Here is a 24,269-nt window from a genome sequence, read left to right as displayed (position 1 = left end):
CCCTGGCACCGAGTGGCAGGGGGCTTTCACCCGTTTTAGCGTTGCCGCATGATCGAGCTCGAGGGGCTGACCAAGCGGTACGGCGAGAAGGTGGCCGTCAACAACCTCACCTGCGCCGTCCACCCCGGCGTCGTCACCGGCTTCCTCGGTCCGAACGGCGCGGGGAAGTCGACCACCATGCGCATGATGCTCGGGCTCGACAATCCGTCAGCCGGCACGGTCCGCATCGACGGCAAGCACTACTCCCAGCTGAGGGACCCTCTCAAGTGCATCGGCGCCCTCCTCGACGCCAAGGCCATGCACGGCGGGCGCAGCGCCTTCAACCATCTGCTCTGCCTCGCGCAGAGCAACGGCATCCCGCGCGCCCGCGTCGGCGAGGTCCTCGACACCGTGGGGCTGACCGCCGTCGCCAAGAAAAAGGCCAAGGGCTTCTCGCTCGGCATGGGCCAGCGCCTCGGCATCGCGGGCGCGCTGCTCGGCGACCCCGAGATCCTGATGTTCGACGAGCCGGTCAACGGCCTGGACCCCGAGGGCATCCACTGGATCCGTAACCTCATGAAGTCCCTCGCCTCCCAGGGGCGTACGGTCTTCGTCTCCTCGCACCTGATGAGCGAGATGGCGCTCACCGCCGACCATCTCGTGGTCATCGGCCAGGGCCGCCTCCTCGCGGACACGTCGATGTCCGACTTCATCCGGCGCAACTCACGCTCGTACGTCCGGCTGCGCTCCCCCGAGCGCGAGCGGCTCCTCGATGTGCTGCACCGCGCGGGCGTCACCGTCACCGAAGCGGGCGACGGCGTCCTCGAAGTGGACGGCACGGCGGCCGAGGAGCTCGGTGAGCTGGCCGCGAGCCACCGGGTCGTCCTGCACGAACTGAGCCCCCAGCAGGCCTCCCTGGAGGAGGCCTTCATGCGGCTCACCGCCGAGTCGGTCGAGTACCACGCGCACTCCGACCACGCCGACCACCCCGGCCATCCCGGCCCGCTCCCGCCCGACCGTGCCCCCGGCTGGGGCGAGAGCTGGCAGCAGCGGCGGAAGGGAGCCTGAGCGATGGCCGCGGCGCAGGTACTTCGATCGGAGTGGACCAAGATCCGCTCGGTCTCCTCGACGGTGTGGACGCTCGGCCTCGCCGGTGCCGTCACGGTCGCGCTCGGGGCGCTGATCAGCATCCTGTCCAGGAACGACTACGACAGCCTCGACACCGGGGACCGGCTGGCCTTCGACGCGACGTACATCAGCTTCGCCGGGATGTCCCTCGGCCAGCTCGCGATGATCGTCTTCGGGGTGCTCGTCGTCTCCAACGAGTACAGCACCGGGATGATCCGCACCTCCCTGGCGGCGGTCCCGCAGCGCGGCACGTTCCTGTTCGGCAAGGTCCTCGTGGCCACGCTGCTCGCCTTCGCCGTGGGCCTGGCCACCAGCTTCGTCACGTTCTTCGTGGGGCAGGCGATGCTCGGCCCCTACCGGGCGGCGATCGGCGACCCCGGTGTGCTGCGGGCCGTCATCGGCGGCGGCCTCTACATGACGCTCATCGCGATGTTCTCGATGGGCGTGGCGGCGATGCTGCGCAGCCCCATGCTGTCGCTGGGCATCCTGATGCCCTTCTTCTTCCTGATCTCCAGCATCCTCGGCAACGTGTCGGCCACGAAGAAGCTCGGCCGCTTCCTGCCCGACCAGGCCGGCAGCAAGATCATGCAGGTCAAGTCACCGCTCGACGACGACACCCCGTACGGGCCCTGGGGCGGCCTGGCGATCATGGTGGCGTGGGTCGTGGTGGCGCTGGTGGGCGGGTACGTGATGCTGAAGAAGAGGGACGCGTAGGCCGTACGAGAGGTATGCGTGGGCCGTACGAGAGGTACGCGGGGGGCCGGGCCGCCCGCTCCGCACGTTTTACTCGCTCTTGGCTGGAACCGTCAGCTCCCCGTTATCCTCCTAACCCTTACGGGGGCGTGTGCCCCGACGTCCTGAACCATTCGATGGGTGCGGAGAATGATCGAGGCAGTCGGCCTGACGAAGCGCTACGGCGCCAAGACAGCCGTGTACAACCTTTCCTTCCAGGTGCGGCCCGGTACCGTCACCGGCTTCCTCGGGCCCAACGGCTCCGGCAAGTCGACGACGATGCGCATGATCCTCGGGCTCGACACCCCCACCACGGGTCAGGTGACGATCGGCGGTTACCCGTACCGCAAGCTGCCCAACGCCCCCCGCCAGGTCGGCGCGCTGCTCGACGCCAAGGCGGTGCACGGCGGCCGGCACGCCCGCAACCACCTGCTCTGCCTCGCGCAGCTCTCCGGCATCCCGGCCCGCCGGGTCGACGAGGTGCTCGGCGTCGTCGGCCTCCAGGACGTGGCGAAGAAGCGCTCCAAGGGCTTCTCGCTCGGCATGGGCCAGCGCCTCGGCATCGCGGCGGCGCTCCTCGGCGACCCGCAGGTGCTGCTCTTCGACGAGCCCGTCAACGGCCTCGACCCCGAGGGCATCCTCTGGGTCCGCAACCTCATGAAGTCGCTCGCGGCCGAGGGACGCACGGTCTTCGTGTCGTCGCACCTCATGAGCGAGATGGCCCTCACCGCCGAGCACCTGATCGTGATCGGCCGCGGTCAGCTGCTCGCCGACATGAGCGTCAAGGACTTCATCTCGCACAACTCCGCCGACTTCGCGCGGGTGCGTACGCCGGACACCGACCCCCAGCAGCGCGAGAAGCTGACGGCCGCGCTGACCGAGGCGGGTGGCCAGGTCCTGCCCGAGCTGGACGGCGCGCTGCGCGTGACCGGTCTGCCGCTGCCCCGCATCAGCGACCTCGCACACGGCGCGGACGTCCGCCTGTGGGAGCTCTCGCCGCACCAGGCCTCGCTGGAGGAGGCGTACATGCGGATGACGCAGGGCGCCGTCGACTACCGCTCCACGGTCGACCAGCGCGCGGGCCTCCAGCAGCCGATGCAGCCCGGCGCCATGCCCGGCGTGCCGCCGCAGGGCCAGCTGCCGGTGCCCGGCCAGGACCAGCCCGGCTGGTACGCGCCGCCGCCGCCCCAGCAGGGCGGTCAGCCCTTCGCGATGCCGCAGCCGCAGGGCGCGCCCGGGACGCCGAACCCGTACGCCGCCGCGCCGCCGCAGGCCTCCCCCGCACCCGCTCCCGCGCCCGAGACGACCAAGCGCGCCAACGACAACGAGGACGCTCCCCGATGACCACGCCTGAGACTCCGCAGCAGCAGCCGCAGGCGCAGCAGGCCCCCCAGCCCCAGCAGGCGTACGCCCAGGCCGGCGCTCCCGCGCAGGGTGCCCCGATGGGCGCTCCCACGGCCGCCCCGATGGCTCCCCCGCCCGCCGCCCCGGCGCCGCCCTCCGCCTGGCAGCAGGCCATGGCCAACGCCTACACCTCGCCGATCCCGGTCAGGAAGACCCACCTCGGCAACGCCCTCGCCTCCGAGTGGACGAAGATCAAGTCGGTGCGCTCCACCATGTGGACGCTCGGCATCTTCCTCCTCCTGGTGGTCGGCATCGGCCTGCTCGCCGCCGCGAACACCACGCCCGAGAACTACTCGGACATGCCGTACACCGTGCCGGCCTTCTTCGGCCTGATGCTGGGCCAGATCTGCCTGATCACGCTCGGCGTCCTCGTGACGTCGTCGGAGTACGGCACGGGCATGATCCGTACGACGTTCACGGCGTCCCCGCAGCGCTACCGCGTCCTGACCGCGAAGATCATCGTCTTCTTCGTCACGGCCTTCGTCGTCTCCGCGGGCTCCATCCTGCTGGTGGGCCTCGTGACGTCGTCGATGAACAGCGGCCCCGGCTCGGGCGACCTGCCGTGGGCGGGCACGGTCCTCAAGGGCGGCCTGTACGTCTCGCTCCTCGGCGTCCTCGCGCTCGCCGTCGGCTCCATGCTGCGGCACTCCGCGGGCGCCATCACCGCGATGCTCGGCCTGGTCCTCGTACCGGCGATCATGCCCGTGTTCCTGATGATCTGGGAGAGCACGCAGACGCTCGCCGAGAAGATGTCCGACTACAACGCCATCAACTCGCTCGCCAAGATCTTCGGCGCGGACGGCGTGGACGGCTCCGGCGGCACGTCCCAGCTGCTCGTGCTCGTCGTCGTGACGGCCGTCGCGATCGCCGGCGCCTTCGTCCTGCTGGAGAAGCGCGACGTCTGACGCGTGAGCCGCTAGTACCGCGGCGCGTTACGGGACCGCTGCACCCGCGTGGTGCGGCGGTCCTTCGCGTTCCAGCACGCCTTGTGCCAGTGCCTGCGCTCGTCCACCCCGGAGTGCTCGGGCCAGGCCACCACGTGCGCGAGCGCGGAGGGGATCTCCTGGTCGCAGCCGGGGCAGCGGTAGCGCTTGCCCGCCGAACTCGCCCCCGCGACATGGCGTACGCTCCACCGCTCGCCCTGCCAGGTCTCGGCGTTCTGGAACCCGCCGTAGCGGCGCGACGGCTCCGCGTCCGCGGACGCCCTCGGCTCTCCGGCGCCCTTGGGGCGGTTGCGACGCGGGGACACGGGACACCTCGCTGGCTGTACGACGGTCAGGGGTGTGACCAGCCTACGCGCCGCGCCACGGGGTACTCGTCGCGTACCTACTCCCGCAGCGCCCCCCACACCGCGTTGAACATTGCACGGAACACCACACGGAACACCGCACGGAAACTCTGGACAGTAACTCTGCACGGAAACTCTGCACGGAAAATCCAACAATCTTCATGCCAGGCCGTGCCTTTGGCACGTGTCATGCGTTGTTGCCCTTGGGGGAGTGCCTGCGTCGGTGCCAAGGAGGCAGGAGTTCCATGCGTGTAGGTAGTTTCGTTCTGGCCGCCCAGTTCCCCGGACAGGGGCAGGGGGAGGCACTGCACCGGGCGGTGCGGTCCGCCGAGGTGGCCGAGGAGGCGGGGCTGGACTCGGTCTGGCTCGCCGAGCACCACTTCGTGCCGTACGGCACATGCCCCTCGGCGGTGACCCTGGCGGCGCTGCTCCTCGGACGGACCCGAAGGATCCGCGTCGGCACGGCCGTGAGCGTCCTGCCCACCGTGCACCCCGTCGCGCTCGGCGAGCAGGCGGCCCTGCTCCACGTGACCTCGGGCGGCCGCTTCTCGCTCGGCGTCGGGCGGGGCGGGCCGTGGGTGGACCTGGAGGTCTTCGGCGCGGGCCTGGAGGCGTACGAAGAGGGGTTCCCCGACTCCCTCGACCTGCTGCTCCGGTGGTTGACCGAGCCGCGGGTCGAGAGCACGGGCGGGCGGTTCCCCTTCCGGGAGGTCGCCGTCGTGCCGCGCCCGCAGGAGGCCTTGGGCGGCGAGGGCGACAGCGGTCCCGAGGTGATCCTCGCCTGCACCTCGCCGACCAGTGTGCGGCTCGCCGCGCAGCGCGGTCTGCCGATGCTGCTCGGCATGCACGTGGGCGACGACGAGAAGGCCGAAATGGTGGCCTTGTGGAAACGACACGCACGTGCCGCCGGGCATACGCCGGAGGTAATCGCCGCGGCTTCACACGTGTCCGCCGGGGTGGTGCAGATCGGGGACCGCCGCCTGGAGGCCGCCGAGACGTTACAGAAAGCGATGCCGGGCTGGCTCAAGCAGGGCCTGGACGCCCATCTGACGGTCGACGGCCGCCGTCGCCCCATGCGGGACCCGCTGGCGTACACCGAATTGCTCTGCGGGCTGCACCCCGTGGGGACTCCGCAGGTGTGCGCGGACCGTCTCGCGGCCACGGCGGAGCGCACGGGCATCACGCGCTTCGCGCTGCTCGTGGAGGGCTCCGGCGACCTCGCGGCCACGGAGGAGAACGTACGGCGGCTGGGCGCCGAGGTGCTGCCCCAACTGGCGTGACGGCCGCCCCGGTGACCGGGCCGGGCCGGGAGCTGCCGCTCCGGACTGATACACCTCCCGCGTACGGAGCGGCAGCAACAAACGTCAGCAGTCCCGCAGTTCGGGCGACTGGTTGAGCAGCTGGCCCCGGATCGAGGTGAAGCGGGCAAGCCTGTCGTCCACCGAGGAATCCAGCGGGAAAACCGCCACACGGTGGCAGTTCTGGAATGCCAGACGCACTCCGAAGTGCCGCTGCAGAGCGCCGCGAATCGCGTCACTCGCGAGCGCGCGCAGCAGCTGTCCACGTGCCTGCTCGTCCGGGGGCGGCGTCTGGTTGTCGGCGAACTCTCCGCCGTCGACCTTCAGCTGGGCCACCAGGGAGCTGATCATCTCCCATGCGTAAGGCAGGGAGGTCCGGACGCAGTCGACGAAAGCTGCTTCGTCCACCTCGCCTCGCTCGGCCTGTTCCAACAGTGCCGGTGAGACGTCGAGCGACATGGGTTCTCCTCTCGCACCCCCGTCGAGCGAGGGCTTACGGACAGGGATGGAGTCCGCATACGCAGCGTGCACGGATCGCGACCTCCCGCTTCTACGGTAGGCAACGGGCGGTGACCGCACCAGGAGATTGGGCGCATAACCGGCCAGGATCGAACGGGTCCATCGCCGGACAAGTCACACGATCCCCGCGGTGCCCACCGGCCCCCGACGGGCGAATCGCGTGCACCACCCCGAGTCGAGTAGCGTTGCGCCCCATGCGTCTCGTCATTGCCCGATGCTCCGTGGACTACGCGGGCCGGCTCACCGCCCATCTCCCGTCGGCCCCCCGTCTGATCCTTGTGAAGGCGGACGGCAGCGTCTCGATCCACGCGGACGACAGGGCCTACAAACCCCTCAACTGGATGTCCCCGCCCTGCACGCTGAAGGAGGGATCAGGGGACGACGCCGGTGTGTGGACCGTCGTGAACAAGGCGGGCGAGAAGCTCATCATCACGATGGAGGAAGTCCTGCACGACTCCTCGCACGAGCTGGGCGTGGACCCCGGGCTCATCAAGGACGGCGTGGAAGCACACCTCCAGGAGCTCCTCGCCGACCGGATCGAGACACTCGGTGAGGGATACTCGCTCATCCGCCGCGAGTACATGACGGCGATCGGCCCGGTCGACATCCTCTGCCGGGACGCCGACGGGCAGACGGTCGCGGTGGAGATCAAGCGGCGCGGCGAGATCGACGGCGTCGAGCAACTGACGCGTTATCTGGAGCTGTTGAACCGCGACCCGCACCTTGCGCCCGTCAAGGGCATCTTCGCCGCCCAGGAGATCAAGCCGCAGGCCCGCGTCCTGGCCACGGACCGCGGCATCAGTTGCACGGTCCTGGACTACAACGCGCTGCGCGGCATCGAGGACGACAAGCTGCGGCTGTTCTGAGAGACATCACACGTACGCGTGAGGGGCCGGGTCCAGCTGGACCCGGCCCCTCACGCGCGGGGACGGTCAGGCGGCCGGGCCGCCCGCCGAGCTCGACATGTCGGGCGAGGACGGCGGGGCCTCGGTGGTGGGCGGGACCGTCGGCGGTGTGGTCGGCGGGTCCGTCGGCTTGTCGGTCGGCTTGTCCGTGGGTTTGTCCGTGGGCTTGTCGGTCGGTTTGTCGGTGGGCTTGTCCGTCGGTTTGTCCGTGGGTTTGCCGGTCGGCTTGTCCGTCGGCTTGCCGGTCGGCTCGTCCGTGGGCTTGTCCGACGGCTCCGCGCTGCCGCTCGGCCTGCCCGAGGGCTCGCCGGTCGCGGACGGCTTCGGGTCGTCCGCGGTGCCGACGACGCCGTCCTTGCCGGGGTCGCGGGGGCGGCTCGTGGAGTCCTCCCGCGGTTCGTCGGCGCTCAGGCCGCCGCCGTCGCGGTCCTCCTCGGCGGACTGCTCCGTCGTGACCCGGTCGCTCTCGGGGCGGTCGTTGTCGGAGGTGGCGCCGAGCGTGACGACGGTGCCGAGGACGGCGGCGAGCAGGGCTCCCGCGCCCGCGGCGACGAGGTTGCGCCGGGTGCCGCCGAGGATGGAGCGGCGGCTCGGCGCCGGGCCCGCGCCGGGCACGGCCTTGTCGGCGACCAGGGTGAGCGGCTCGGTGGGCGGCTCGGGCAGCGCGAAGGCCGCGGGGACGCCGCCGGGGGCGACGCCGACTCCTCGTAGCGCGCGTCGGGGACCTCCTCGCCCGCGGCCGTGCGCCCGCCGGGCGGTGTGCCGCCGGAGCGGTCCGCGACCAGGGCGAGGGCCCGGCGCCCGGAGATCATGCCGCGCTTGTCGGCGAGGGCGCCGCGCAGCCCGATGGACGCCTCCAGCTCGGCGCGGGCCCGGTCCAGCTGTCCGCCGCAGAGCGCGAGGATCCCCAACTCGTGGTGGAAGTACGCCTCTTCGGCGACCTCTCCGGCGTTGCGTGCCGCTTCCTGGCCGGACCGCAGGGCACGCTCCCAGGCGCCCCAGTGGAGCCCTCCGGCGAAGGCGGGCGCGGCGGTGCGGGCCAGCAGTACGGCGGCGCCGCTCTCGGAGGCGACCAGGGCGGCGAGGGCTGCCTGCACGGCGTCCGCCTCGGCGGCCACCCGCTCCGGGGTGACCGAGGGGTGTCCGGCCCACCAGGCGTAGTGCCGGCCGGCGGTCCTGGCGTGCTCGGCGGCCCCGTCGGCGTACCCGGAGCCCTCCAGCTGCGCCCGGACTCCGGCGGCGAGGCGGTAGCGCGAGCCGACGGCGGTGACCAGGGCGCAGCCGACGAGCTCGGCGAGGGCCGCGTCGGCGTGGGTGTCGCCGACCAGGGCGGGCAGGTGGGCCTGGTGCGGCAGTTCCCCGCCGAGGGCGACGGCGAACTTCAGGGTGTCGCGGGCGGACGGGCTGAGGCGCGAGGCGAGCAGGGCGGCGGGCGCGGCTCCGTCGGCGAGCGAGGGCAGCGGGACCTCGGCGGCGTCGGCGTCGAAGGGCGCGTCGGCGGCAGTCGGGGCGGCGCCCTGGGCGTAGTGGCCGTTCTCCTCGAAGGCGTGCGGGTCGGCGCGGAGTTGGTCGCGCTGGCGCAGCAGGGCGCCCGCCTGGACGAAGCGCAGGGGCAGGCCCTCGGACTCGAACCACAGGTCGCCCGCCCAGTTGGCCTCCTCGTCGTCGAGGACACGGCCGACGGCGCGCTCCAGGAGTTCGAGGCCGCCGCCGCGGCCGAGGCCGGCGAGGAAGACCTCTTCGAGGCGGGAGTCGGCGGAGGGGGCGGCGACGTCGGGTGTCGTGGAGAGGAGGAAGGCGCACTCGGGTGTCGCGTCGAGCAGTTCGTCGAGGCCCGCCCCGCCGAACTCCAGGTCGTCGAGGACGACGACCGCGCCGATGTCGCGGACGAGTTCGAGCAGCAGGGAGCGCTCGGGGCGGTGCAGGGGCGCGTTGTAGACGGTGGCGAAGAGGTCGTGGAGCAGTTCGCCGGGCGTCTTGCGGTAGCCGCAGAGCCGGACGACGCCGTCGGGTGCGAGGTCCGCGCAGTCGTCGGCGACGGCGTTGAGGAGCGCTGTGCGGCCCGATCCGGCGGGCCCGGTGAGCCGGACCGAGCGGCCGCGCGCGAGGAGCCGTACGAGGCGCTCACGCTCTTCCTGGCGTTCCAGGAGGGGGAGCCTCGGCAGGGCGGGGCCCGGCGGGACGGGCGGCATGGCGGCGCGGCGCAGTTCGGCGCGTTCGGCGGCGGTGCGCTTGGTGGGGCGCTCGGGCCGCTCCCCGGGCGGGCAGGGCTCTATCTCGCTGCCGTCGACGGGGTTGACGGTGAGCAGGAAGTCGCCCGAGACCAGCTGGACGGTGCGGGCCAGCGCGGGTGCGGGCTGGCCGAAGTCGGGCGTCAGAGGATCACGTGGACGCGGCGGGCGCGCCGGGCCGTCGTGGTCGTCGTGGTCCGCGCCACCGTGGTCGTGGCCGTACTCTTCGGGACCGTGGCCCATCGGGGTCGTCGGGTCCATCGGGTTCATGGTCAAAGCCCCCCAGATGCGTGGTGTGCAGAGCCCCCTCCGGCCTTCGTGCACACTGTGCTGTCGCTTCTGGTCCGGTGCCCCCGCGCGGGTTCGTCTATCGGTGGGCGACCGAACCCTAGGCCTTCGCCCAGTATCTACGAGAGGGCGGGGTACCGCCCCGCCCGAGACGTCACAGTCTCGTGAGGATTGCGCGTGAGGTGCCGGTTCAGGCCCTGGGGAGCGATTCGACGCCGATGCCGCCTTCGATGGCGAGGATGCGGTGCAGCCTCGTCGCGACGAGCAGGCGCTGCATCTGCGGCGGCACGTGGCGCAGGACGAGCCTGCGTCCGCACCGCCCGGCGCGGCGGTGGGCGCCCATGATGACGCCGAGTCCCGTGGCGTCCCACGAGTCGAGTTCGGACAGGTCCAGCACCAGGTCGCCGGCGCCGTCGTCGACGGCCGAGTGCAGGACCGTACGGGCGTCCGCCGCGCTGCGTACGTCGAGGCGGCCCCCGACGACCAGCTGGGCCTGGTCGCCCCTGATGTGCATATGCGCTCCCCGAGAGTGCCGTGTCTGCTGTGACGTCTGATCCGTGAGTCGTCTGCGTATGTCACTGCAACTGACTGCCGCTTGGGCAGGGAAGTTGCCGTCTGTAAGCGAACCGATACCGAATTCACTCCGAGGAGTGACCCAAGGAAGCGACGAACCGTCGGACGAGGCGTCAGAAGGCATCCGTGGCAGACGTAGGTCCGGCTCAGTGCTTGTAGAAGCCCTGCCCGCTCTTGCGCCCGATGTCACCGGCGTCAACCATCCGGCGCATCAGCTCCGGGGGCGCGAACTTCTCGTCCTGGGACTCCGTGTAGATGTTGCTCGTGGCGTGCAGCAGGATGTCGACGCCGGTGAGGTCGGCGGTCGCGAGCGGGCCCATGGCGTGGCCGAAGCCGAGCTTGCAGGCGATGTCGATGTCCTCGGCGGTGGCCACGCCCGACTCGTAGAGCTTGGCGGCCTCGACGACGAGCGCGGAGATCAGACGGGTCGTCACGAAGCCGGCGACGTCGCGGTTGACGACGATGCAGGTCTTGCCGACCGACTCGGCGAACTCCCTGGTGCGGGCGAGGGTTTCGTCGCTGGTCTTGTAGCCGCGCACCAGTTCGCACAGCTGCATCATCGGGACCGGCGAGAAGAAGTGGGCACCGACGACGCGCTCCGGACGCTCCGTCACGGCCGCGATCTTGGTGATCGGGATGGCGGAGGTGTTGGAGGCGAGCACCGCGTCGTCGCGCACGAGCTTGTCCAGCGTGCGGAAGATCTCGTGCTTGACCTCGAGCTTCTCGAAGACGGCCTCGACGACGATGTCCGCGTCGGCGACGGCGTCCAGGTCGGTGGTGGTGGTGATGCGGGCGAGGGCGGCCTCGGCGTCGTCGGCGGCGAGCTTGCCCTTGCCCACGAACTTGTCGTACGACGCCTTGATCCCGTCGGTGCCACGGGTCAGCGCCTCGTCGGTGACGTCGCGCAGGACGACGTCCCAGCCCGCCTGGGCGGAGACCTGAGCGATGCCGGACCCCATGAGTCCGGCTCCGATGACGGCGAGCTTCCGTGCCACTGTTCCGACTCCCCTACCGCTTGTCACGCTTGGCCTGCACGCTGTTTACGTATGCCTCTGGAGCGGACATTAGCGGCCGCGAGGGCGCCTGTGGCGGTGAAGAGATGCGCGTCACGTCTCAAATGACGGACGTCACACCGGTACGCCTCACCGGGCGCCCCGCACCGCGTAGTTGAGCACCTTCTCGCCGAGGAGCTCCTCCATCTCGTCGAGCAGGCCGAGCGCTTCGCGGGAGACCTCGGCGGCCTCGCGGCGCTTGGTCATCTCGTCGCCGATCCAGCCCATGAGGGTGCCGTGGATCCAGGAGAGCTGTCCGGCGACGAGCGCGGGCAGCGGGTCGCCCTCGGCCGCGCCCGTCTCCTCGGCGAGGGTCCTGGTGAGGTGGTCGAGGGCTTCCTGCTGGATGGCCCAGAGGCGGGAGCGCAGCGGCTGCGCCTCGGTGATGACCTTCATGAAGTCGGCCCAGCCGGGGAAGAGCCCGACGCCCGGCGAGAGTCCCTCGACGTCGGCGCGGAGTTCGCGCAGGACCGCGTCGGCGGCGGACTCGCCGTCGCGGCGGCCGCGCACGTAGCGGGAGAGCCGGTCGACGGCGTCCTCGCCCCGGTCGAGGAAGAGGTCCTCCTTGGCCGGGAAGTAGTTGTAGACCGTGTTGACGGAGACGTCGGCGGCCTCGGCGATGTCGGCGATGGTGACCGTGACGAAGCCGTGCTCCAGGAAGAGCCCGGTCGCGATGTCCGAGATCCGCTGCTTCGTCTGCCGCTTCTTGCGCTCCCTGAGCCCCTCAGCCATGCCGCCATCCTAGGCGCCCCCAAAACTTGGTGGCATTGCAAATTTTCAGTGACTCTGTTTTTGTGGACACCATGGCAATCATCAGCACCGCCGGGCTCGCCCGGACCTTCATGACGAAGAACGGCGCCGTCGAGGCCGTGCGCGGCATCGACCTGACCGTGCGGCCCGGCGAGATCCTCGGCTTCCTCGGGCCCAACGGCGCGGGCAAGACGACCACGCTGCGCATGCTCACCACGCTGCTCGCGCCCACCGGCGGCGCCGCCACCGTCGCGGGCCACGACCTGCTCAAGGACCCCGCCGGCGTACGGGAGAAGATCGGTTACGTCGCCCAGTCCGGCGGCGTCGACCTCAGCATCTGCGTACGCGAGGAACTGATCACCCAGGGGCGCCTCTACCGCCTGACGAAGCAACAGGCCGCCGCACGCGCCGAGGAGCTGGCGCGGGACCTCGGTCTCACCGAGCTGATGGAGCGGCCCTGCACCGCCCTCTCGGGCGGTCAGCGGCGGCGGCTCGACATCGCCATGGGGCTGACCCACCGGCCCGAGGTGCTCTTCCTCGACGAGCCGACCACCGGACTCGACCCGGGCAGTCGGGCCGACCTGTGGGCGCTGGTGCGGCGGCTGCGCGACGAGCACGGCACGACGGTCTTCCTCACCACGCACTACCTCGACGAGGCCGACGCGCTCTCCGACCGCCTGGTCGTCGTCGACAAGGGCGTCGTGGTCGCCGAGGGCACGCCGAGCGCGCTCAAGCTCACGTACGGCGGCTCGATCGACGCCTCGCTCCAGGACACCTTCCTCGCCATCACCGGGCGCGACATCGACCCCCATCACGCCGCCGACACGGCTCCCCTCGCCGTCTGAGACCCCAGGACCCCACCGATGCCCGCACTGCTCTCCGACACCGCGCTGATCTTCGGGCGGTACGCCCGGCAGACCCTGCGCTCCAAGTTCCAGATCTTCTTCGGCGTCCTGACGCCCCTGCTCTACCTGCTCTTCTTCGGACCGCTCCTCACCGATCTGCCGCTCGGCCCCGAGGGCGACTCCTGGCAGGTGCTCGTGCCGGGCCTGCTGCTCCAGCTCGGGCTGCTCGGCGCCTCGTTCAGCGGCTTCGCGCTCATCATCGAGAAGCAGTTCGGCGTGGTGGAGCGGATGCGGGTGACGCCCGTCAGCCGCCTCGCGCTGCTGCTCGGCCGGGTCCTGCGCGACGCCACGCTCTTCGTCTTCCAGGCGGTGCTGCTGGTGCTCGCCGCGCTGCTGATGGGGCTCAGGGCGCCGCTCGGCGGCATCCTCATCGGGTTCGCGTTCGTGGCGCTGCTGAGCGCCTCGCTCGCCGCGCTCTCGTACGCGCTGGCCATGAAGGTCTCCAAGGCGCACGAGTTCGGGCCCGCGGTGAACGCCATCAGCCTGCCCTCGGTGCTGCTGTCGGGCCTGATGCTGCCGATGGCGCTCGCGCCGACCTGGCTGGACGTGCTCTCGCACTTCATGCCGTTCCGCTACCTCGTCGACGCGGTGCGGGCCGGCTACGTGGGCGACTACGCCTCCGCGACCATGCTGTACGGCGTCCTGATGGCGCTCGCCTTCGTGCTGCTGTCCGTGACGGTGGGCACACGCGTCTTCAAGAAGGCCGGGGCGTGACGGGACCGGGCGTGGCGGCGCCCGTGACGCCCTACAGGAACCGACGGATGGGCCGCACGCCCACTTCACGGGCCCGCTGGACGAGAGAGCGCCTCTTCCACCGGCCCGGCCGGATCAGTTCGCTGGCCCGCACGTCGTCGTCGAAGTGCTCGTCCAGTGCCGCGGTGAACTCCTGGTCCAGGACGGCGAGCATGACCTCCTCGTCGTGATCGAGGGAGCGGCGGTTGAAGTTGGTCGAGCCGATCAGAGCGGCGACGCCGTCGACGGTGATGACCTTGGCGTGCATCATCGTCGGCTGGTACTCGTAGATCTTCACCCCACAGCGGATGAGGTCCTCGTAGTGGTGCTGCCCGGCCAGTCGGCAGACCCGTTTGTCGGTGTGCGGTCCGGGCAGCACGATCTCCACCTCGACCCCCCGCCGCGCGGTGGCACAGAGCAGTCCGACGAAGTACGCGTCCGGGGAGAAGTAGGCCGTGGCCAGCCGGAAGCGCTCCTCCGCGGACTGGAGCATGACGCGGATCAGGGTCTGCATGTCCTGCCAGCCGAAGCTGGCCGAGCCGCGCACCACCTGCACGACGGCGTCGCCCTGGGGGCGATGTCTGACGAACCGGTCCCGGTCGTCGAAGAGTTCGCCATGGCACTCGGCCCAGTTCTGCGCGAACGCGGCGGCGATGCCGTCCACCGCCGGGCCGTGGACCTCGACGTGGGTGTCGCGCCACTCGTCGGGGTTGCGGGCGTCGCCGCACCACTCCTCGGCGATGCCCACCCCGCCGGTGAAGGCGGTCTCCTCGTCGACGACGAGGACCTTGCGGTGACATCGGTGGTTCTGCTTGAGGGGCGACAGGTGCAGCGGCTTGCGGAACCACGTCACCTGCACCCCGGCCCGCTCCATCACCCGCAGCTGCTCGGCCTCGATCAGCCGGCTGCCGAAGCCGTCGAGCAGCAGCCGCACCCGCAGCCCGGCGCGGGCCCGCTCCGCGAGGGCGTCGGCGAACCGGCGGGCGATGTCGCCCTTCCAGTAGACGAAGGTCATCATGTCGACCGTGTGCTCGGCGGAGCGGATCGCGGCCAGCATGGCGGCGAAGATCTCGTCGCCGTTGCGCAGGACGGTCAGCGCGTTGCCCTCGGTCGCCGCGATGCCGATCAGCCGCTCGAGGCGCCGCCGTATGCGCGCCACGCGATCCGCCGCGGACGGGCACCCCGGCGCTCCGGTGGCGTCCGAGGTCGGCTCGAGAGACTCCTGCGTACCGGTCATGGCATTCCCTGGCCGGAACACGACGGGGAAGCGTCGGGCCGCGGCGCCCGGTCCGGCACGGGCTGAGCGGCGAGCCGACTGTACCCGCGCCCCCCGGGCGGGCGGCGACCGGCGCATGGGCCCGGGCGGCGGGGGCAGACGGGAGACGTACCCGACCTCAGGGAGCCTGTCATGATGGTTGTCGGAATCGTCGCCGTCTGTGTCGTCCTGGCCGTCCTCGCCTTCTTCGTCCCCCGCCTGTCCCGGCACCCCGAACGCGGCACCCAGCGCACCCTGGGGGCCGGTTCTCGCGCCGGCGGCAAAGCCCCCGGATTCCTGGGCCGGCTCTTCAGCAAGCCCTTCCGCAGCAGCTCCAAGGCGGTGGGCCGCAGCGGCTCCGCCGGCCGCCGCGCCCGTGGCCGCATGCCGTTCTGACTACGCTGACCGCATGGTCAATCTGACGCGCATCTACACCAGGACCGGCGACCAGGGCACGACGGCCCTCGGCGACATGAGCCGCACCGCCAAGACCGACCCGCGGATCGCGGCGTACGCCGACGCCAACGAGGCCAACGCGGCCATCGGCACGGCGGTCGCCCTCGGCGGGCTCACCGAGGAGGTCGTGAAGGTCCTGGTCCGGGTCCAGAACGACCTCTTCGACGTGGGCGCCGACCTCTCCACGCCGGTCGTCGAGGACCCGAAGTACCCGCCGCTGCGCGTCGAGCAGTCGTACATCGACAAGCTGGAGGCCGACTGCGACCGCTTCCTCGAAGACCTGGAGAAGCTGCGCAGCTTCATCCTGCCGGGTGGCACGCCGGGCGCCGCGCTCCTGCACCAGGCGTGCACGGTGGTGCGGCGGGCCGAGCGCTCCACGTGGGCCGCGTTCGAGACCCACGGCGAGACCATGAACCCGCTGACGGCCACCTACCTCAACCGCCTCTCCGACCTCCTGTTCATCCTGGCCCGTACGGCCAACAAGGAGGTCGGGGACGTGCTGTGGGTGCCGGGCGGCGAGCGGTAGCCCTCACGCCCTGGTGAGTGGCCGGTCCTCGTCCCGCTCCGGCGGGCCGGTGGCCGGCCTCTTCTTCGGGAACAACGCGTAGGTGAGCGCGACCAAGCCGTGGATGCCCGCCGTCCGCCAGGCCGTGTGCATCCACGCCTCCAGCGACGAGGTGCGGCCCGGGTCGTCGACGTACCACATGGCGAGCAGCAGCAGGCCGCTGGCGACGGCCGCCGCGACCAGGGTGCCGAGCCAGACCTTCGCCTCGTGCAGGGCGCGGGCCCGGCCGTAGCGCGGCGGTCGCGGCAGCGGCGCGCCGTCGAAGCGGTGCGCGGCGTGGCCGTCGAGCCACTTCACCGTGCGGTGGCCGTGGCCCGCGGTGTAACCGATGTAGACCGCGGCGAGGCCGTGCTTCCAGCTCGGGTCGGCGCCGTTCTTCAGGTCGACGGCGGTCACGACCAGCAGCAGGACTTCGAGCAGCGGCTCGCACAGCAGGAGCGCGAGGCCGAGGCGCGGCTTGCGCAGCAGGTAGCGGGCGGCGAGGCCCGCCGCGAGCAGCACCCAGAATCCGACCTCACAGATGATGATCAGCGTGACGATCACGGCTCGCTCCTCTCGGTCACCCCTCAAGGCTCCCGCCGGACCGGGCGCGGATCATCGTCGCCAGTGACGAAGTGGGACTGCATCCTTCGATGTAGCGGGCGGTTCCTCCCTCAGGATCAGGCGTACGGCGCCCGCTGCGTGTTGGATGGAGCCATGGTCCCGGCCCTCCCCCGCCCGCAACGCGTCGACGTGCAGATCTCCGTCGTCAGCCTGCTCAGCGGGCTCGCGCTGTGGGCGCTCGGGCTGCACATGCAGACGGACCGGCTGCTCGGCGCCGACTGGGCGCTGATCCCCCTCTTCGTCCTCGCCGCGCTCGAACTGCTCCGCAGCAGCAGGCCGCAGGCCGCCCTGGTCCTCGCCACGTGCGCGCTGGTGTTCGACCAGTTCACGACGGGCAACCTCGCCTCGGTGATGATGTTCACGGACATCATGTACGCCGCCGTCGTCTACGGCACCCCGGCCGCCGCCCGGCGCATCCCGCTGACCACGGGCACCATCACGGTCGCGGTGACGCTCGGGCTCCTCGCGTGGTGGCGCGAGCCCGAGGCCGTGCTCGTCGGTGTGCTGACCGGCATCGTGTCGTTCGGTCCCGCCGCCACCGGCGTCCTGGTGCGCAACCACCGCGAGGCCGCCGCGGCGGCGAAGCTGCGGGCCGAGCAGACCGCGCTGCTCGCCGAGATGGACCGTGCCCAGGCCGTCACGGCCGAGCGCGCCAGGATGGCCCGCGAGCTGCACGACATGGTCGCCAACCACCTCTCGGCGATCGCCATCCACTCCACGGCCGCGCTCTCCCTGGACGACCCGCAGACCAGCAAGGACGCGCTCGGCGTCATCCGGGAGAACAGCGTCGAGGGCCTCGCCGAGATGCGCCGTCTCATCGGCATCCTGCGCGACGACAGCGGCGACCTGGAACCGGCCGCCTCCCCCACCCTCGACGGCCTCACCGCCCTCCTCGACGGCGCCCGCACCAACGGCCTCGACGTCACGCTCGACGACGCCCGCGCCCCGGACGGCCCGAAGCTGCCCGCGCCGGTCGAGCTGGCGGCGTACCGCATCGTCCAGGAGTCCCTGACCAACGCCCTCAAGCACGCCTCCCCCGGCCGGGTCACCGTGAGCCTCGTCCAGGAACCGCGTGCCCTGAAGGTCCGCGTCACCAGCCCGTACGACGATCCCGCCGGGCCCCGCGCCCCCGGCTCGGGCGCCGGCCTCGTCGGCATGCGCGAGCGCACCGAACTGCTCGGCGGCACCTTCGGGTCGGGCCCCGAGACCAGCCCGGAGAGCGAGGGCGGCGGCAAGGCCTGGACCGTCTCCGTGACCCTGCCCGTCGACCCCGCAGACGAAGGAGCCAAGGAATGATCAGGGTCTTGGTCGCCGAGGACCAGTCAGCCGTACGCGCGGGACTCGTCCTGATCCTGCGCAGCGCCCCCGACATCGAGGTGGTCGGCGAGGCGGCGGACGGCGAGCAGGCCGTGGCCCTCGCCCGCGAGCTGCGCCCGGACCTGGTCCTGATGGACATACAGATGCCACGCCTCGACGGGGTGTCGGCAACGCGCCAGGTCGTCTCGGAGGGACTTGCGGACGTCCTCGTCCTGACCACCTTCGATCTCGACGAGTACGTCTTCGGGGCGCTGCGCGCGGGCGCCTGTGGTTTCCTCCTGAAGAACACCGAGGCGAAGGACCTCATCGAGGGTGTCCGCACGGTCGCGCGTGGCGAGGGCCTCATCGCCCCGGCCGTCACCCGCCGCCTGATCGCCGAGTTCGCCGCCCCTCCGAAGCCCGTACGCAGGGAGAACGCGCCGGACCCCGCCGTCCTGGACAGTCTCACGCGCCGCGAGCGCGAGGTCCTGTCCTGCATCGGCGAGGGGCTGTCCAACGCGGAGATCGCGGACCGCCTCGCCATGGCGGAGGCGACGGTGAAGACGCACGTGAGCCGCCTCCTCGGCAAGCTGGAGCTGCGCAGCCGGGTGCAAGCGGCCGTGCTCGCGCAGGAGTTGGGGGTCTGATCGGGGATGCGATCGCGCCGGACCGGCACAATTCGGCCATTGGTACAGACCTCTTGACCGCTGGTCCAGACCTTTCTATTCTCGCCGCACTGCGGTGAGCACTCCCCCACGTGTCCACGTGCTCACGGGCGGCGCAGGGTCCCACCCCTAAGACCCCCGGATCTCACCCGAGGAGCACCTCGTGCGCTTCACACAGAACGACACCCGCTCAGGACTCAGAATCAGACACAGAGCCGTGGCCGGACTGACCACGCTCCTGCTCCCGCTCGCCACCCTGGTCGCCCTCGGCGCTCCCGCCGAGGCGGCCCCCGACGCCGCTCCCGAGGCCACCGCCACGTACGCCAAGACCCAGGACTGGGGCAGCGGCTTCGAGGGCAAGTGGACCATCAAGAACACCGGCACCACGACGCTCAGCGCGTGGAACGTCCAGTGGGACTTCCCCGCCGACACCAAGGTGACCTCCGCCTGGGACGCCACCGTCACCAACTCCGGCACCCGCTGGACCGCGAAGAACCTCGGCTGGAACGGCACGCTCGCCCCCGGCGCCTCGGTCTCCTTCGGCTTCAACGGCACGGGCTCCGGCGCCCCCTCCCAGTGCACGCTCAACGGCGGCAGCTGCGACGGCGGCAGCGTCCCCGGCGACGAGCCGCCCTCCGCGCCCGGCACCCCGACGGCCTCCGACGTCACCAACACGTCGGTGAAGCTGGCCTGGAAGGCCGCGACCGACGACAAGGGCGTCAAGAACTACGACGTCCTGCGCGACGGCGCCAAGGTCGCCACGGTCACGGACACCGCGTACACCGACGAGGGCCTGACCGCCGGCACCGACTACTCGTACACCGTGCAGGCCCGCGACACCGCCGGCCAGAACGGCCCGGCGAGCGGCGCCGTCAAGGTCCGCACCACCGGTGGCGGTGACCCGGGCCCCGGCCCGGGCGACAAGGTCAAGCTCGGCTACTTCACCGAGTGGGGCGTCTACGGACGCAACTACCACGCGAAGAACATCGCGACCTCCGGCTCCGCCGGCAAGATCACCCACATCAACTACAGCTTCGGGAACGTCCAGGGCGGCAAGTGCACCATGGGCGACGCCTACGCGGCGACCGACAAGGCCTACACCGCCGACCAGAGCGTCGACGGCGTCGCCGACACCTGGGACCAGCCGCTGCGCGGCAACTTCAACCAGTTGCGCAAGCTCAAGGCCAAGTACCCGAACATCAAGATCCTCTGGTCCTTCGGCGGCTGGACCTGGTCCGGCGGCTTCACCGACGCCATGAAGAACCCGGCGGCCTTCGCCAAGTCCTGCCACGACCTCGTCGAGGACCCGCGCTGGGCCGACGTCTTCGACGGCATCGACCTGGACTGGGAGTACCCGAACGCCTGCGGCCTGTCCTGCGACACCTCGGGCCCCGCCGTCTTCAAGACGATGATGCAGGCCTTCCGCAACGAGTTCGGCGCCAAGAACCTCGTCACCGCGGCCATCACCGCGGACGGCTCCAACGGCGGCAAGATCGACTCGGCCGACTACGGCGGCGCGGCGCAGTACGCCGACTGGTACAACGTGATGACGTACGACTTCTTCGGCGCGTGGGCGGCCAAGGGACCGACGGCCCCGCACTCCCCGCTCACCTCCTACGCCGGCATCCCGCAGGAGGGCTTCAACTCCGCGGCGGCGATCTCCAAGCTGAAGGCCAAGGGCGTGCCCTCGGCGAAGCTGCTGCTCGGCATCGGCTTCTACGGGCGCGGCTGGACCGGCGTCACCCAGAAGGAGCCGGGCGGTACGGCGACGGGCGCGGCGCCGGGCACGTATGAGGCGGGCATCGAGGACTACAAGGTGCTCAAGAACTCCTGTCCCGCGAACGGGACGGTCGCCGGCACGGCGTACGCCCACTGCGGCAGCAACTGGTGGTCGTACGACACCCCGGAGACGATCCGCTCCAAGATGGCCTGGGCCAAGCAGCAGGGTCTTGGCGGGGCGTTCTTCTGGGAGTTCAGCGGTGACACCAGTAATGGTGAGCTGGTGAGCGCCATCAATGACGGCCTGAAGTAGGTCCGGGCCGTCCCTCATGGACGAAGCCGGGAGGACGGGATCGCCCCCTGTCCTCCCGGCTTCTCATGTTCTGCGTCTGCGGGTTCTGTGTGGCTGGTCGCGCAGTTCCCCGCGCCCCTATGGGGCGCCCCTACGGGGCACATCACCACTACGCCACATTCACCCGCTGCCCCGGAGGCGCCGCCTCCAGCCAGGCCAGGAAACCCGTCAGGGCGTCCTCGCTCATCGCCAGCTCCAGGCGGACGCCACGGTGCAGGCAGCCGAGGACGATGGCGTCGGAGAGCAGTGCCAGTTCCTCCTCGCCGTCCGGCGCGCGGCGGTCGACGACCTCGATGGCCGAGCGTTCGAGGACGCGGCGGGGCCGGGGGGCGTAGGAGAAGACGCGGTACCACTCGACGCGGTCGCCGTTGTAGCGGGCGACTCCATACCCCCAGCCCTTGCCGGAGGTGTCGCCCTTCGCCGGGGCGTCCCAGCGCAAGGAGCAGTCGAAGGTGCCGCCGGAGCGCTGGATCAGCCGGCGGCGCAGTCCGAAGACGAAGAGCCCCACCAACACCAGCGCGATCAACGCAAGTCCGCACACGAGCAGAGTGAGGATCATCGGCACCGACCTCCTCGCCTCTACTGTCGGTCAGCGGACCGACAACGGACCAATACATTGCACCCGCATTGCCTCAGCCGCGACCCGGTCCGGAATGTTCCCGGACCTGGCCGCGGCTGAGTCACGTTACGCCGCGCGCTGGGGTCAGCGCGCCGCCACCGCACGCAGTCGGACGTCGGCGCGCCGCTCGGCGGAGGCGTCGGCCTCCGACTTCGCGCGCTCCAGCGCCCGCTCCGCACGCTGGACGTCGATCTCGTCGGACAGCTCCGCGATCTCGGCCAGCAGCGACAGCTTGTCGTCCGCGAAGGAGATGAATCCCCCGTGGACGGCGGCGACGACGGTGCCGCCGCCACTCGTACGAATGGTCACCGGGCCCGACTCCAGCACACCGAGCAGCGGCTGGTGACCGGGCATGACGCCGATGTCGCCGGACGTGGTGCGCGCGACGACCAGGGTGGCCTCGCCGGACCAGACGCTGCGGTCCGCGGCGACCAGCTCGACATGCAGCTCAGCAGCCAAGGGTGGCTCCTCGGGTCACCACCCGGCGGCTTCGCCGGGTGTTGGGTCAAATTCTAGTGGGCGTACGGGGAGGGGCGGGACACTGCCCCCGCGGGGTTGGTCCCCCGCCCCTCTCCGGGATGAGCTACGGGGCTCAGGAGACGCCGAGCTCCTTGGCGTTCTTCTTGAGGTCCTCGAGACCACCGCACATGAAGAACGCCTGCTCCGGGAAGTGGTCGTACTCGCCGTCGCAGATCGCGTTGAACGCCGCGATCGACTCGTCGAGGGACACGTCCGAACCGTCCACGCCGGTGAACTGCTTGGCGGCGTGGGTGTTCTGGGACAGGAAGCGCTCCACGCGACGGGCGCGGGCGACGACGAGCTTGTCTTCCTCGCTGAGCTCGTCGATACCGAGGATCGCGATGATGTCCTGGAGGTCCTTGTACTTCTGCAGGATCCCCTTGACGCGCATGGCGGCGTCGTAGTGGTCCTGCGCGATGTAGCGCGGGTCCAGGATGCGGGACGTGGAGTCCAGCGGGTCCACGGCCGGGTAGATGCCCTTCTCGGAGATCGGACGGGAGAGCACCGTCGTCGCGTCGAGGTGGGCGAACGTGGTCGCCGGGGCCGGGTCGGTCAGGTCGTCCGCGGGGACGTAGATCGCCTGCATCGAGGTGATCGAGTGACCACGGGTCGAGGTGATGCGCTCCTGGAGGAGACCCATCTCGTCGGCCAGGTTCGGCTGGTAGCCCACCGCGGAGGGCATGCGGCCGAGCAGGGTCGAGACCTCGGAACCGGCCTGGGTGAAGCGGAAGATGTTGTCGATGAAGAACAGCACGTCCTGCTTCTGCACATCGCGGAAGTACTCCGCCATGGTCAGACCGGCCAGGGCGACGCGCAGACGCGTGCCCGGCGGCTCGTCCATCTGGCCGAAGACCAGCGCGGTCTTGTCCAGAACGCCGGCTTCCTCCATCTCGACCATGAGGTCGTTGCCCTCACGGGTGCGCTCGCCGACACCGGCGAAGACGGAGACACCGTCGTGCAGCTTGGCCACACGGACGATCATTTCCTGGATCAGCACGGTCTTGCCGACACCGGCACCACCGAACAGACCGATCTTTCCACCCTTGACGTACGGGGTGAGAAGGTCGACGACCTTCAGGCCGGTCTCGAACATCTCGGTCTTGGACTCGAGCTGGTCGAAGGCCGGGGCCTTGCGGTGGATCGTCCAGCGCTCGGCGTCGGCGACCACGGACGGGTCGTCGTTCAGCACATCACCGAGCGTGTTGAACACGCGGCCCTTGGTCACGTCGCCGACCGGCACCGAGATGCCGCGGCCGGTGTCGGTGACGGGCGCCTGGCGGACCAGGCCGTCGGTGGGCTGCATCGAGATCGCGCGGACCACGCCGTCACCCAGGTGCTGGGCGACCTCGAGGGTCAGCGTCTTGCGGCCGCCCGCGGTCTCCGGGTCGTCGACCTCGACGTGCAGGGCGTTGTAGATCTCCGGCATCGCGTCGACGGGGAACTCCACGTCGACGACCGGGCCGATCACCCGGGCGACGCGGCCCGTGGCAACGGCCGTCTCAACAGTGGTCGTCATTACTTGTCACTCCCCGCGGTCGCGTCGGCCAGCGCTGCTGTGCCGCCGACGATCTCGCTGATTTCCTGGGTGATTTCGGCCTGGCGGGCCGCGTTGGCAAGCCGGGAGAGGCTGTTGATCAGATCCCCGGCGTTGTCGGTGGCCGACTTCATCGCGCGGCGCGTGGCGGCGTGCTTGGAGGCAGCCGACTGAAGCATCGCGTTGTAGATACGGCTCTCGACGTACCGCGGCAGCAGGGCGTCGAGGACGTCCTCCGCCGACGGCTCGAAGTCGTACAGCGGAGGGATCTCGCCCTTGGCGGGCTTCTCCTCCGCGACCTCTTCGAGGCTGAGCGGCAGCAGGCGGCCGTCGATGGCCGTCTGCGTCATCATCGAGATGAACTCGGTGTAGACGATGTGGAGCTCGTCCACGCCGCCTTCCGCCGCCTCCTTCTCGATCGCCTCGATCAACGGCGCCGCGACCTTCTTGGCGTCCGCGTACGTGGGCTCATCGGTGAAGCCCGACCACGACTCCACGACCTTGCGCTCGCGGAAGTTGTAGTGGGACAGACCACGGCGGCCGACGATGTACGTGTCGACCTCCTTGCCCTCGGCCTCCAGGCGCGCGGTCAGCTGCTCCGCGGCCTTGATGGCGTTCGAGTTGAAGGCACCGGCCAGTCCGCGGTCGCTCGTGAGGAGCAGCACCGCGGAACGGGTCGCCGTCTCCGGCTCGGTGGTCAGCGGGTGCTTCGTGTTCGAGCCGGTGCCGACCGCCGTGACCGCGCGGGTGAGCTCGGTCGCGTACGGCGTGGACGCCGTCACCTTGCGCTGGGCCTTGACCACGCGCGAGGCGGCGATCATCTCCATCGCCTTGGTGATCTTCTTGGTCGCGGTGACGGATTTGATGCGACGCTTGTAGACCCGGAGCTGGGCTCCCATGAG

At 70.7% G+C, this 24,269-nt stretch carries 24 protein-coding genes and 1 pseudogene; 13 read left to right on the top strand and 12 right to left on the bottom strand.

What is annotated here, in order from left to right:
• Window positions 1-48 precede the first annotated feature (48 nt).
• The 4 genes from KKZ08_RS26455 (at window position 49) to KKZ08_RS26440 (ending at window position 4,148) form a co-directional block, all read left to right on the top strand.
• A complete protein-coding gene (locus KKZ08_RS26455) occupies window positions 49-1,047 on the top strand; it encodes an ATP-binding cassette domain-containing protein (RefSeq protein ID WP_223776804.1) in 999 nt (332 codons plus the stop codon).
• A 3-nt stretch (window positions 1,048-1,050) separates the two neighbouring features.
• Window positions 1,051-1,821, top strand: a complete 771-nt coding sequence (locus tag KKZ08_RS26450) for an ABC transporter permease (RefSeq protein ID WP_223776803.1) — start codon at window positions 1,051-1,053, stop codon at window positions 1,819-1,821.
• A 168-nt stretch (window positions 1,822-1,989) separates the two neighbouring features.
• The gene (locus tag KKZ08_RS26445; protein WP_223776802.1) at window positions 1,990-3,183 is read left to right on the top strand and encodes an ABC transporter ATP-binding protein; all 1,194 of its coding nucleotides are present in this window, start codon (window positions 1,990-1,992) and stop codon (window positions 3,181-3,183) included.
• 173 nt (window positions 3,184-3,356) lie between these two features.
• Complete coding sequence (locus tag KKZ08_RS26440; protein WP_223779198.1) at window positions 3,357-4,148, top strand: ABC transporter permease; 792 nt, start codon at window positions 3,357-3,359, stop codon at window positions 4,146-4,148.
• 11 nt (window positions 4,149-4,159) lie between these two features.
• On the opposite strand, the gene KKZ08_RS26435 is transcribed toward KKZ08_RS26440, so the two are convergent.
• The gene (locus tag KKZ08_RS26435; protein WP_223776801.1) at window positions 4,160-4,492 is read right to left on the bottom strand and encodes an ATP/GTP-binding protein; all 333 of its coding nucleotides are present in this window, start codon (window positions 4,490-4,492) and stop codon (window positions 4,160-4,162) included.
• A 284-nt stretch (window positions 4,493-4,776) separates the two neighbouring features.
• On the opposite strand from KKZ08_RS26435, the gene KKZ08_RS26430 reads away from it, so the two are divergent.
• Window positions 4,777-5,811, top strand: a complete 1,035-nt coding sequence (locus KKZ08_RS26430) for an LLM class flavin-dependent oxidoreductase (protein ID WP_223776800.1) — start codon at window positions 4,777-4,779, stop codon at window positions 5,809-5,811.
• 84 nt (window positions 5,812-5,895) lie between these two features.
• Here KKZ08_RS26430 and KKZ08_RS26425 read toward each other — a convergent pair whose 3' ends face one another.
• On the bottom strand, window positions 5,896-6,288 hold the full coding sequence (locus KKZ08_RS26425) for an SCO5389 family protein (RefSeq protein WP_030789356.1): 393 nt from the start codon (window positions 6,286-6,288) through the stop codon (window positions 5,896-5,898).
• 254 nt (window positions 6,289-6,542) lie between these two features.
• Between KKZ08_RS26425 and nucS the strand changes: the two genes are divergently transcribed.
• Entirely contained in the window at window positions 6,543-7,214 is a 672-nt protein-coding gene (gene nucS / locus KKZ08_RS26420; RefSeq protein ID WP_223776799.1) for an endonuclease NucS, read from the top strand.
• Between the two features lie 66 nt (window positions 7,215-7,280).
• Here the strand turns inward: nucS and KKZ08_RS26415 are convergent.
• From KKZ08_RS26415 to KKZ08_RS26400, 4 genes and pseudogenes are all read right to left on the bottom strand, one after another.
• Window positions 7,281-9,745 (bottom strand): annotated as a pseudogene (locus KKZ08_RS26415) (ATP-binding protein).
• 217 nt (window positions 9,746-9,962) lie between these two features.
• Window positions 9,963-10,286, bottom strand: a complete 324-nt coding sequence (locus KKZ08_RS26410) for an STAS domain-containing protein (RefSeq protein ID WP_030792181.1) — start codon at window positions 10,284-10,286, stop codon at window positions 9,963-9,965.
• Between the two features lie 205 nt (window positions 10,287-10,491).
• Window positions 10,492-11,340, bottom strand: coding sequence for a 3-hydroxyacyl-CoA dehydrogenase family protein (locus KKZ08_RS26405; RefSeq protein ID WP_127909439.1), 849 nt, complete (start codon window positions 11,338-11,340; stop codon window positions 10,492-10,494).
• Between the two features lie 147 nt (window positions 11,341-11,487).
• On the bottom strand, window positions 11,488-12,129 hold the full coding sequence (locus KKZ08_RS26400) for a TetR/AcrR family transcriptional regulator (protein WP_223776798.1): 642 nt from the start codon (window positions 12,127-12,129) through the stop codon (window positions 11,488-11,490).
• A 71-nt stretch (window positions 12,130-12,200) separates the two neighbouring features.
• Here KKZ08_RS26400 and KKZ08_RS26395 point away from each other — a divergent pair, with 71 nt between their 5' ends.
• Window positions 12,201-12,992: an ATP-binding cassette domain-containing protein gene (locus tag KKZ08_RS26395; RefSeq protein ID WP_223776797.1), complete on the top strand. Its 792-nt coding sequence runs from the start codon at window positions 12,201-12,203 to the stop codon at window positions 12,990-12,992.
• A gap of 18 nt (window positions 12,993-13,010) precedes the next feature.
• Window positions 13,011-13,766 carry an ABC transporter permease gene (locus KKZ08_RS26390; protein ID WP_223776796.1) on the top strand — a complete coding sequence of 252 codons (756 nt, stop codon included), beginning with the start codon at window positions 13,011-13,013 and terminating at the stop codon, window positions 13,764-13,766.
• A gap of 31 nt (window positions 13,767-13,797) precedes the next feature.
• On the opposite strand, the gene KKZ08_RS26385 is transcribed toward KKZ08_RS26390, so the two are convergent.
• Entirely contained in the window at window positions 13,798-15,021 is a 1,224-nt protein-coding gene (locus tag KKZ08_RS26385; protein ID WP_223776795.1) for a phospholipase D-like domain-containing protein, read from the bottom strand.
• Between the two features lie 171 nt (window positions 15,022-15,192).
• Here KKZ08_RS26385 and KKZ08_RS26380 point away from each other — a divergent pair, with 171 nt between their 5' ends.
• Together KKZ08_RS26380 and KKZ08_RS26375 are read left to right on the top strand one after the other, a co-directional pair.
• Window positions 15,193-15,435: a DUF6411 family protein gene (locus tag KKZ08_RS26380; RefSeq protein ID WP_223776794.1), complete on the top strand. Its 243-nt coding sequence runs from the start codon at window positions 15,193-15,195 to the stop codon at window positions 15,433-15,435.
• Window positions 15,436-15,448: 13 nt separating this feature from the next.
• Window positions 15,449-16,021: a cob(I)yrinic acid a,c-diamide adenosyltransferase gene (locus KKZ08_RS26375; protein WP_223776793.1), complete on the top strand. Its 573-nt coding sequence runs from the start codon at window positions 15,449-15,451 to the stop codon at window positions 16,019-16,021.
• A 3-nt stretch (window positions 16,022-16,024) separates the two neighbouring features.
• Here KKZ08_RS26375 and KKZ08_RS26370 read toward each other — a convergent pair whose 3' ends face one another.
• The gene (locus KKZ08_RS26370) at window positions 16,025-16,603 is read right to left on the bottom strand and encodes a hypothetical protein (protein WP_223776792.1); all 579 of its coding nucleotides are present in this window, start codon (window positions 16,601-16,603) and stop codon (window positions 16,025-16,027) included.
• Between the two features lie 153 nt (window positions 16,604-16,756).
• Here KKZ08_RS26370 and KKZ08_RS26365 point away from each other — a divergent pair, with 153 nt between their 5' ends.
• The 3 genes from KKZ08_RS26365 to KKZ08_RS26355 all read left to right on the top strand — a co-directional run bounded on the left by KKZ08_RS26365 (window position 16,757) and on the right by KKZ08_RS26355 (window position 20,656).
• Entirely contained in the window at window positions 16,757-17,959 is a 1,203-nt protein-coding gene (locus KKZ08_RS26365) for a histidine kinase (protein WP_223776791.1), read from the top strand.
• On the top strand, window positions 17,956-18,606 hold the full coding sequence (locus tag KKZ08_RS26360) for a response regulator transcription factor (protein WP_223776790.1): 651 nt from the start codon (window positions 17,956-17,958) through the stop codon (window positions 18,604-18,606). Before KKZ08_RS26365 ends, KKZ08_RS26360 begins: the two co-directional genes overlap by 4 nt.
• Before the next feature lie 235 nt (window positions 18,607-18,841).
• On the top strand, window positions 18,842-20,656 hold the full coding sequence (locus KKZ08_RS26355) for a glycoside hydrolase family 18 chitinase (protein WP_223776789.1): 1,815 nt from the start codon (window positions 18,842-18,844) through the stop codon (window positions 20,654-20,656).
• 148 nt (window positions 20,657-20,804) lie between these two features.
• Here the strand turns inward: KKZ08_RS26355 and KKZ08_RS26350 are convergent, their stop codons facing one another.
• From KKZ08_RS26350 to KKZ08_RS26335, 4 genes are all read right to left on the bottom strand, one after another.
• A complete protein-coding gene (locus tag KKZ08_RS26350; RefSeq protein WP_223776788.1) occupies window positions 20,805-21,254 on the bottom strand; it encodes a DUF2550 domain-containing protein in 450 nt (149 codons plus the stop codon).
• Between the two features lie 144 nt (window positions 21,255-21,398).
• Window positions 21,399-21,773, bottom strand: coding sequence for a F0F1 ATP synthase subunit epsilon (locus KKZ08_RS26345; RefSeq protein ID WP_205036291.1), 375 nt, complete (start codon window positions 21,771-21,773; stop codon window positions 21,399-21,401).
• 133 nt (window positions 21,774-21,906) lie between these two features.
• Window positions 21,907-23,349, bottom strand: coding sequence for a F0F1 ATP synthase subunit beta (atpD, locus tag KKZ08_RS26340; RefSeq protein ID WP_223776787.1), 1,443 nt, complete (start codon window positions 23,347-23,349; stop codon window positions 21,907-21,909).
• Entirely contained in the window at window positions 23,349-24,266 is a 918-nt protein-coding gene (locus KKZ08_RS26335) for a F0F1 ATP synthase subunit gamma (RefSeq protein ID WP_223776786.1), read from the bottom strand. Before KKZ08_RS26335 ends, atpD begins: the two co-directional genes overlap by 1 nt.
• Window positions 24,267-24,269 lie beyond the last annotated feature (3 nt).

This window comes from Streptomyces sp. 135 (genome assembly GCF_020026305.1).
Taxonomy (GTDB): Bacteria; Actinomycetota; Actinomycetes; order Streptomycetales; family Streptomycetaceae; genus Streptomyces.
The sequence above is the reverse complement of the archived record's forward strand: the minus strand, read 5'-3'. Positions and strand labels throughout refer to the sequence as shown.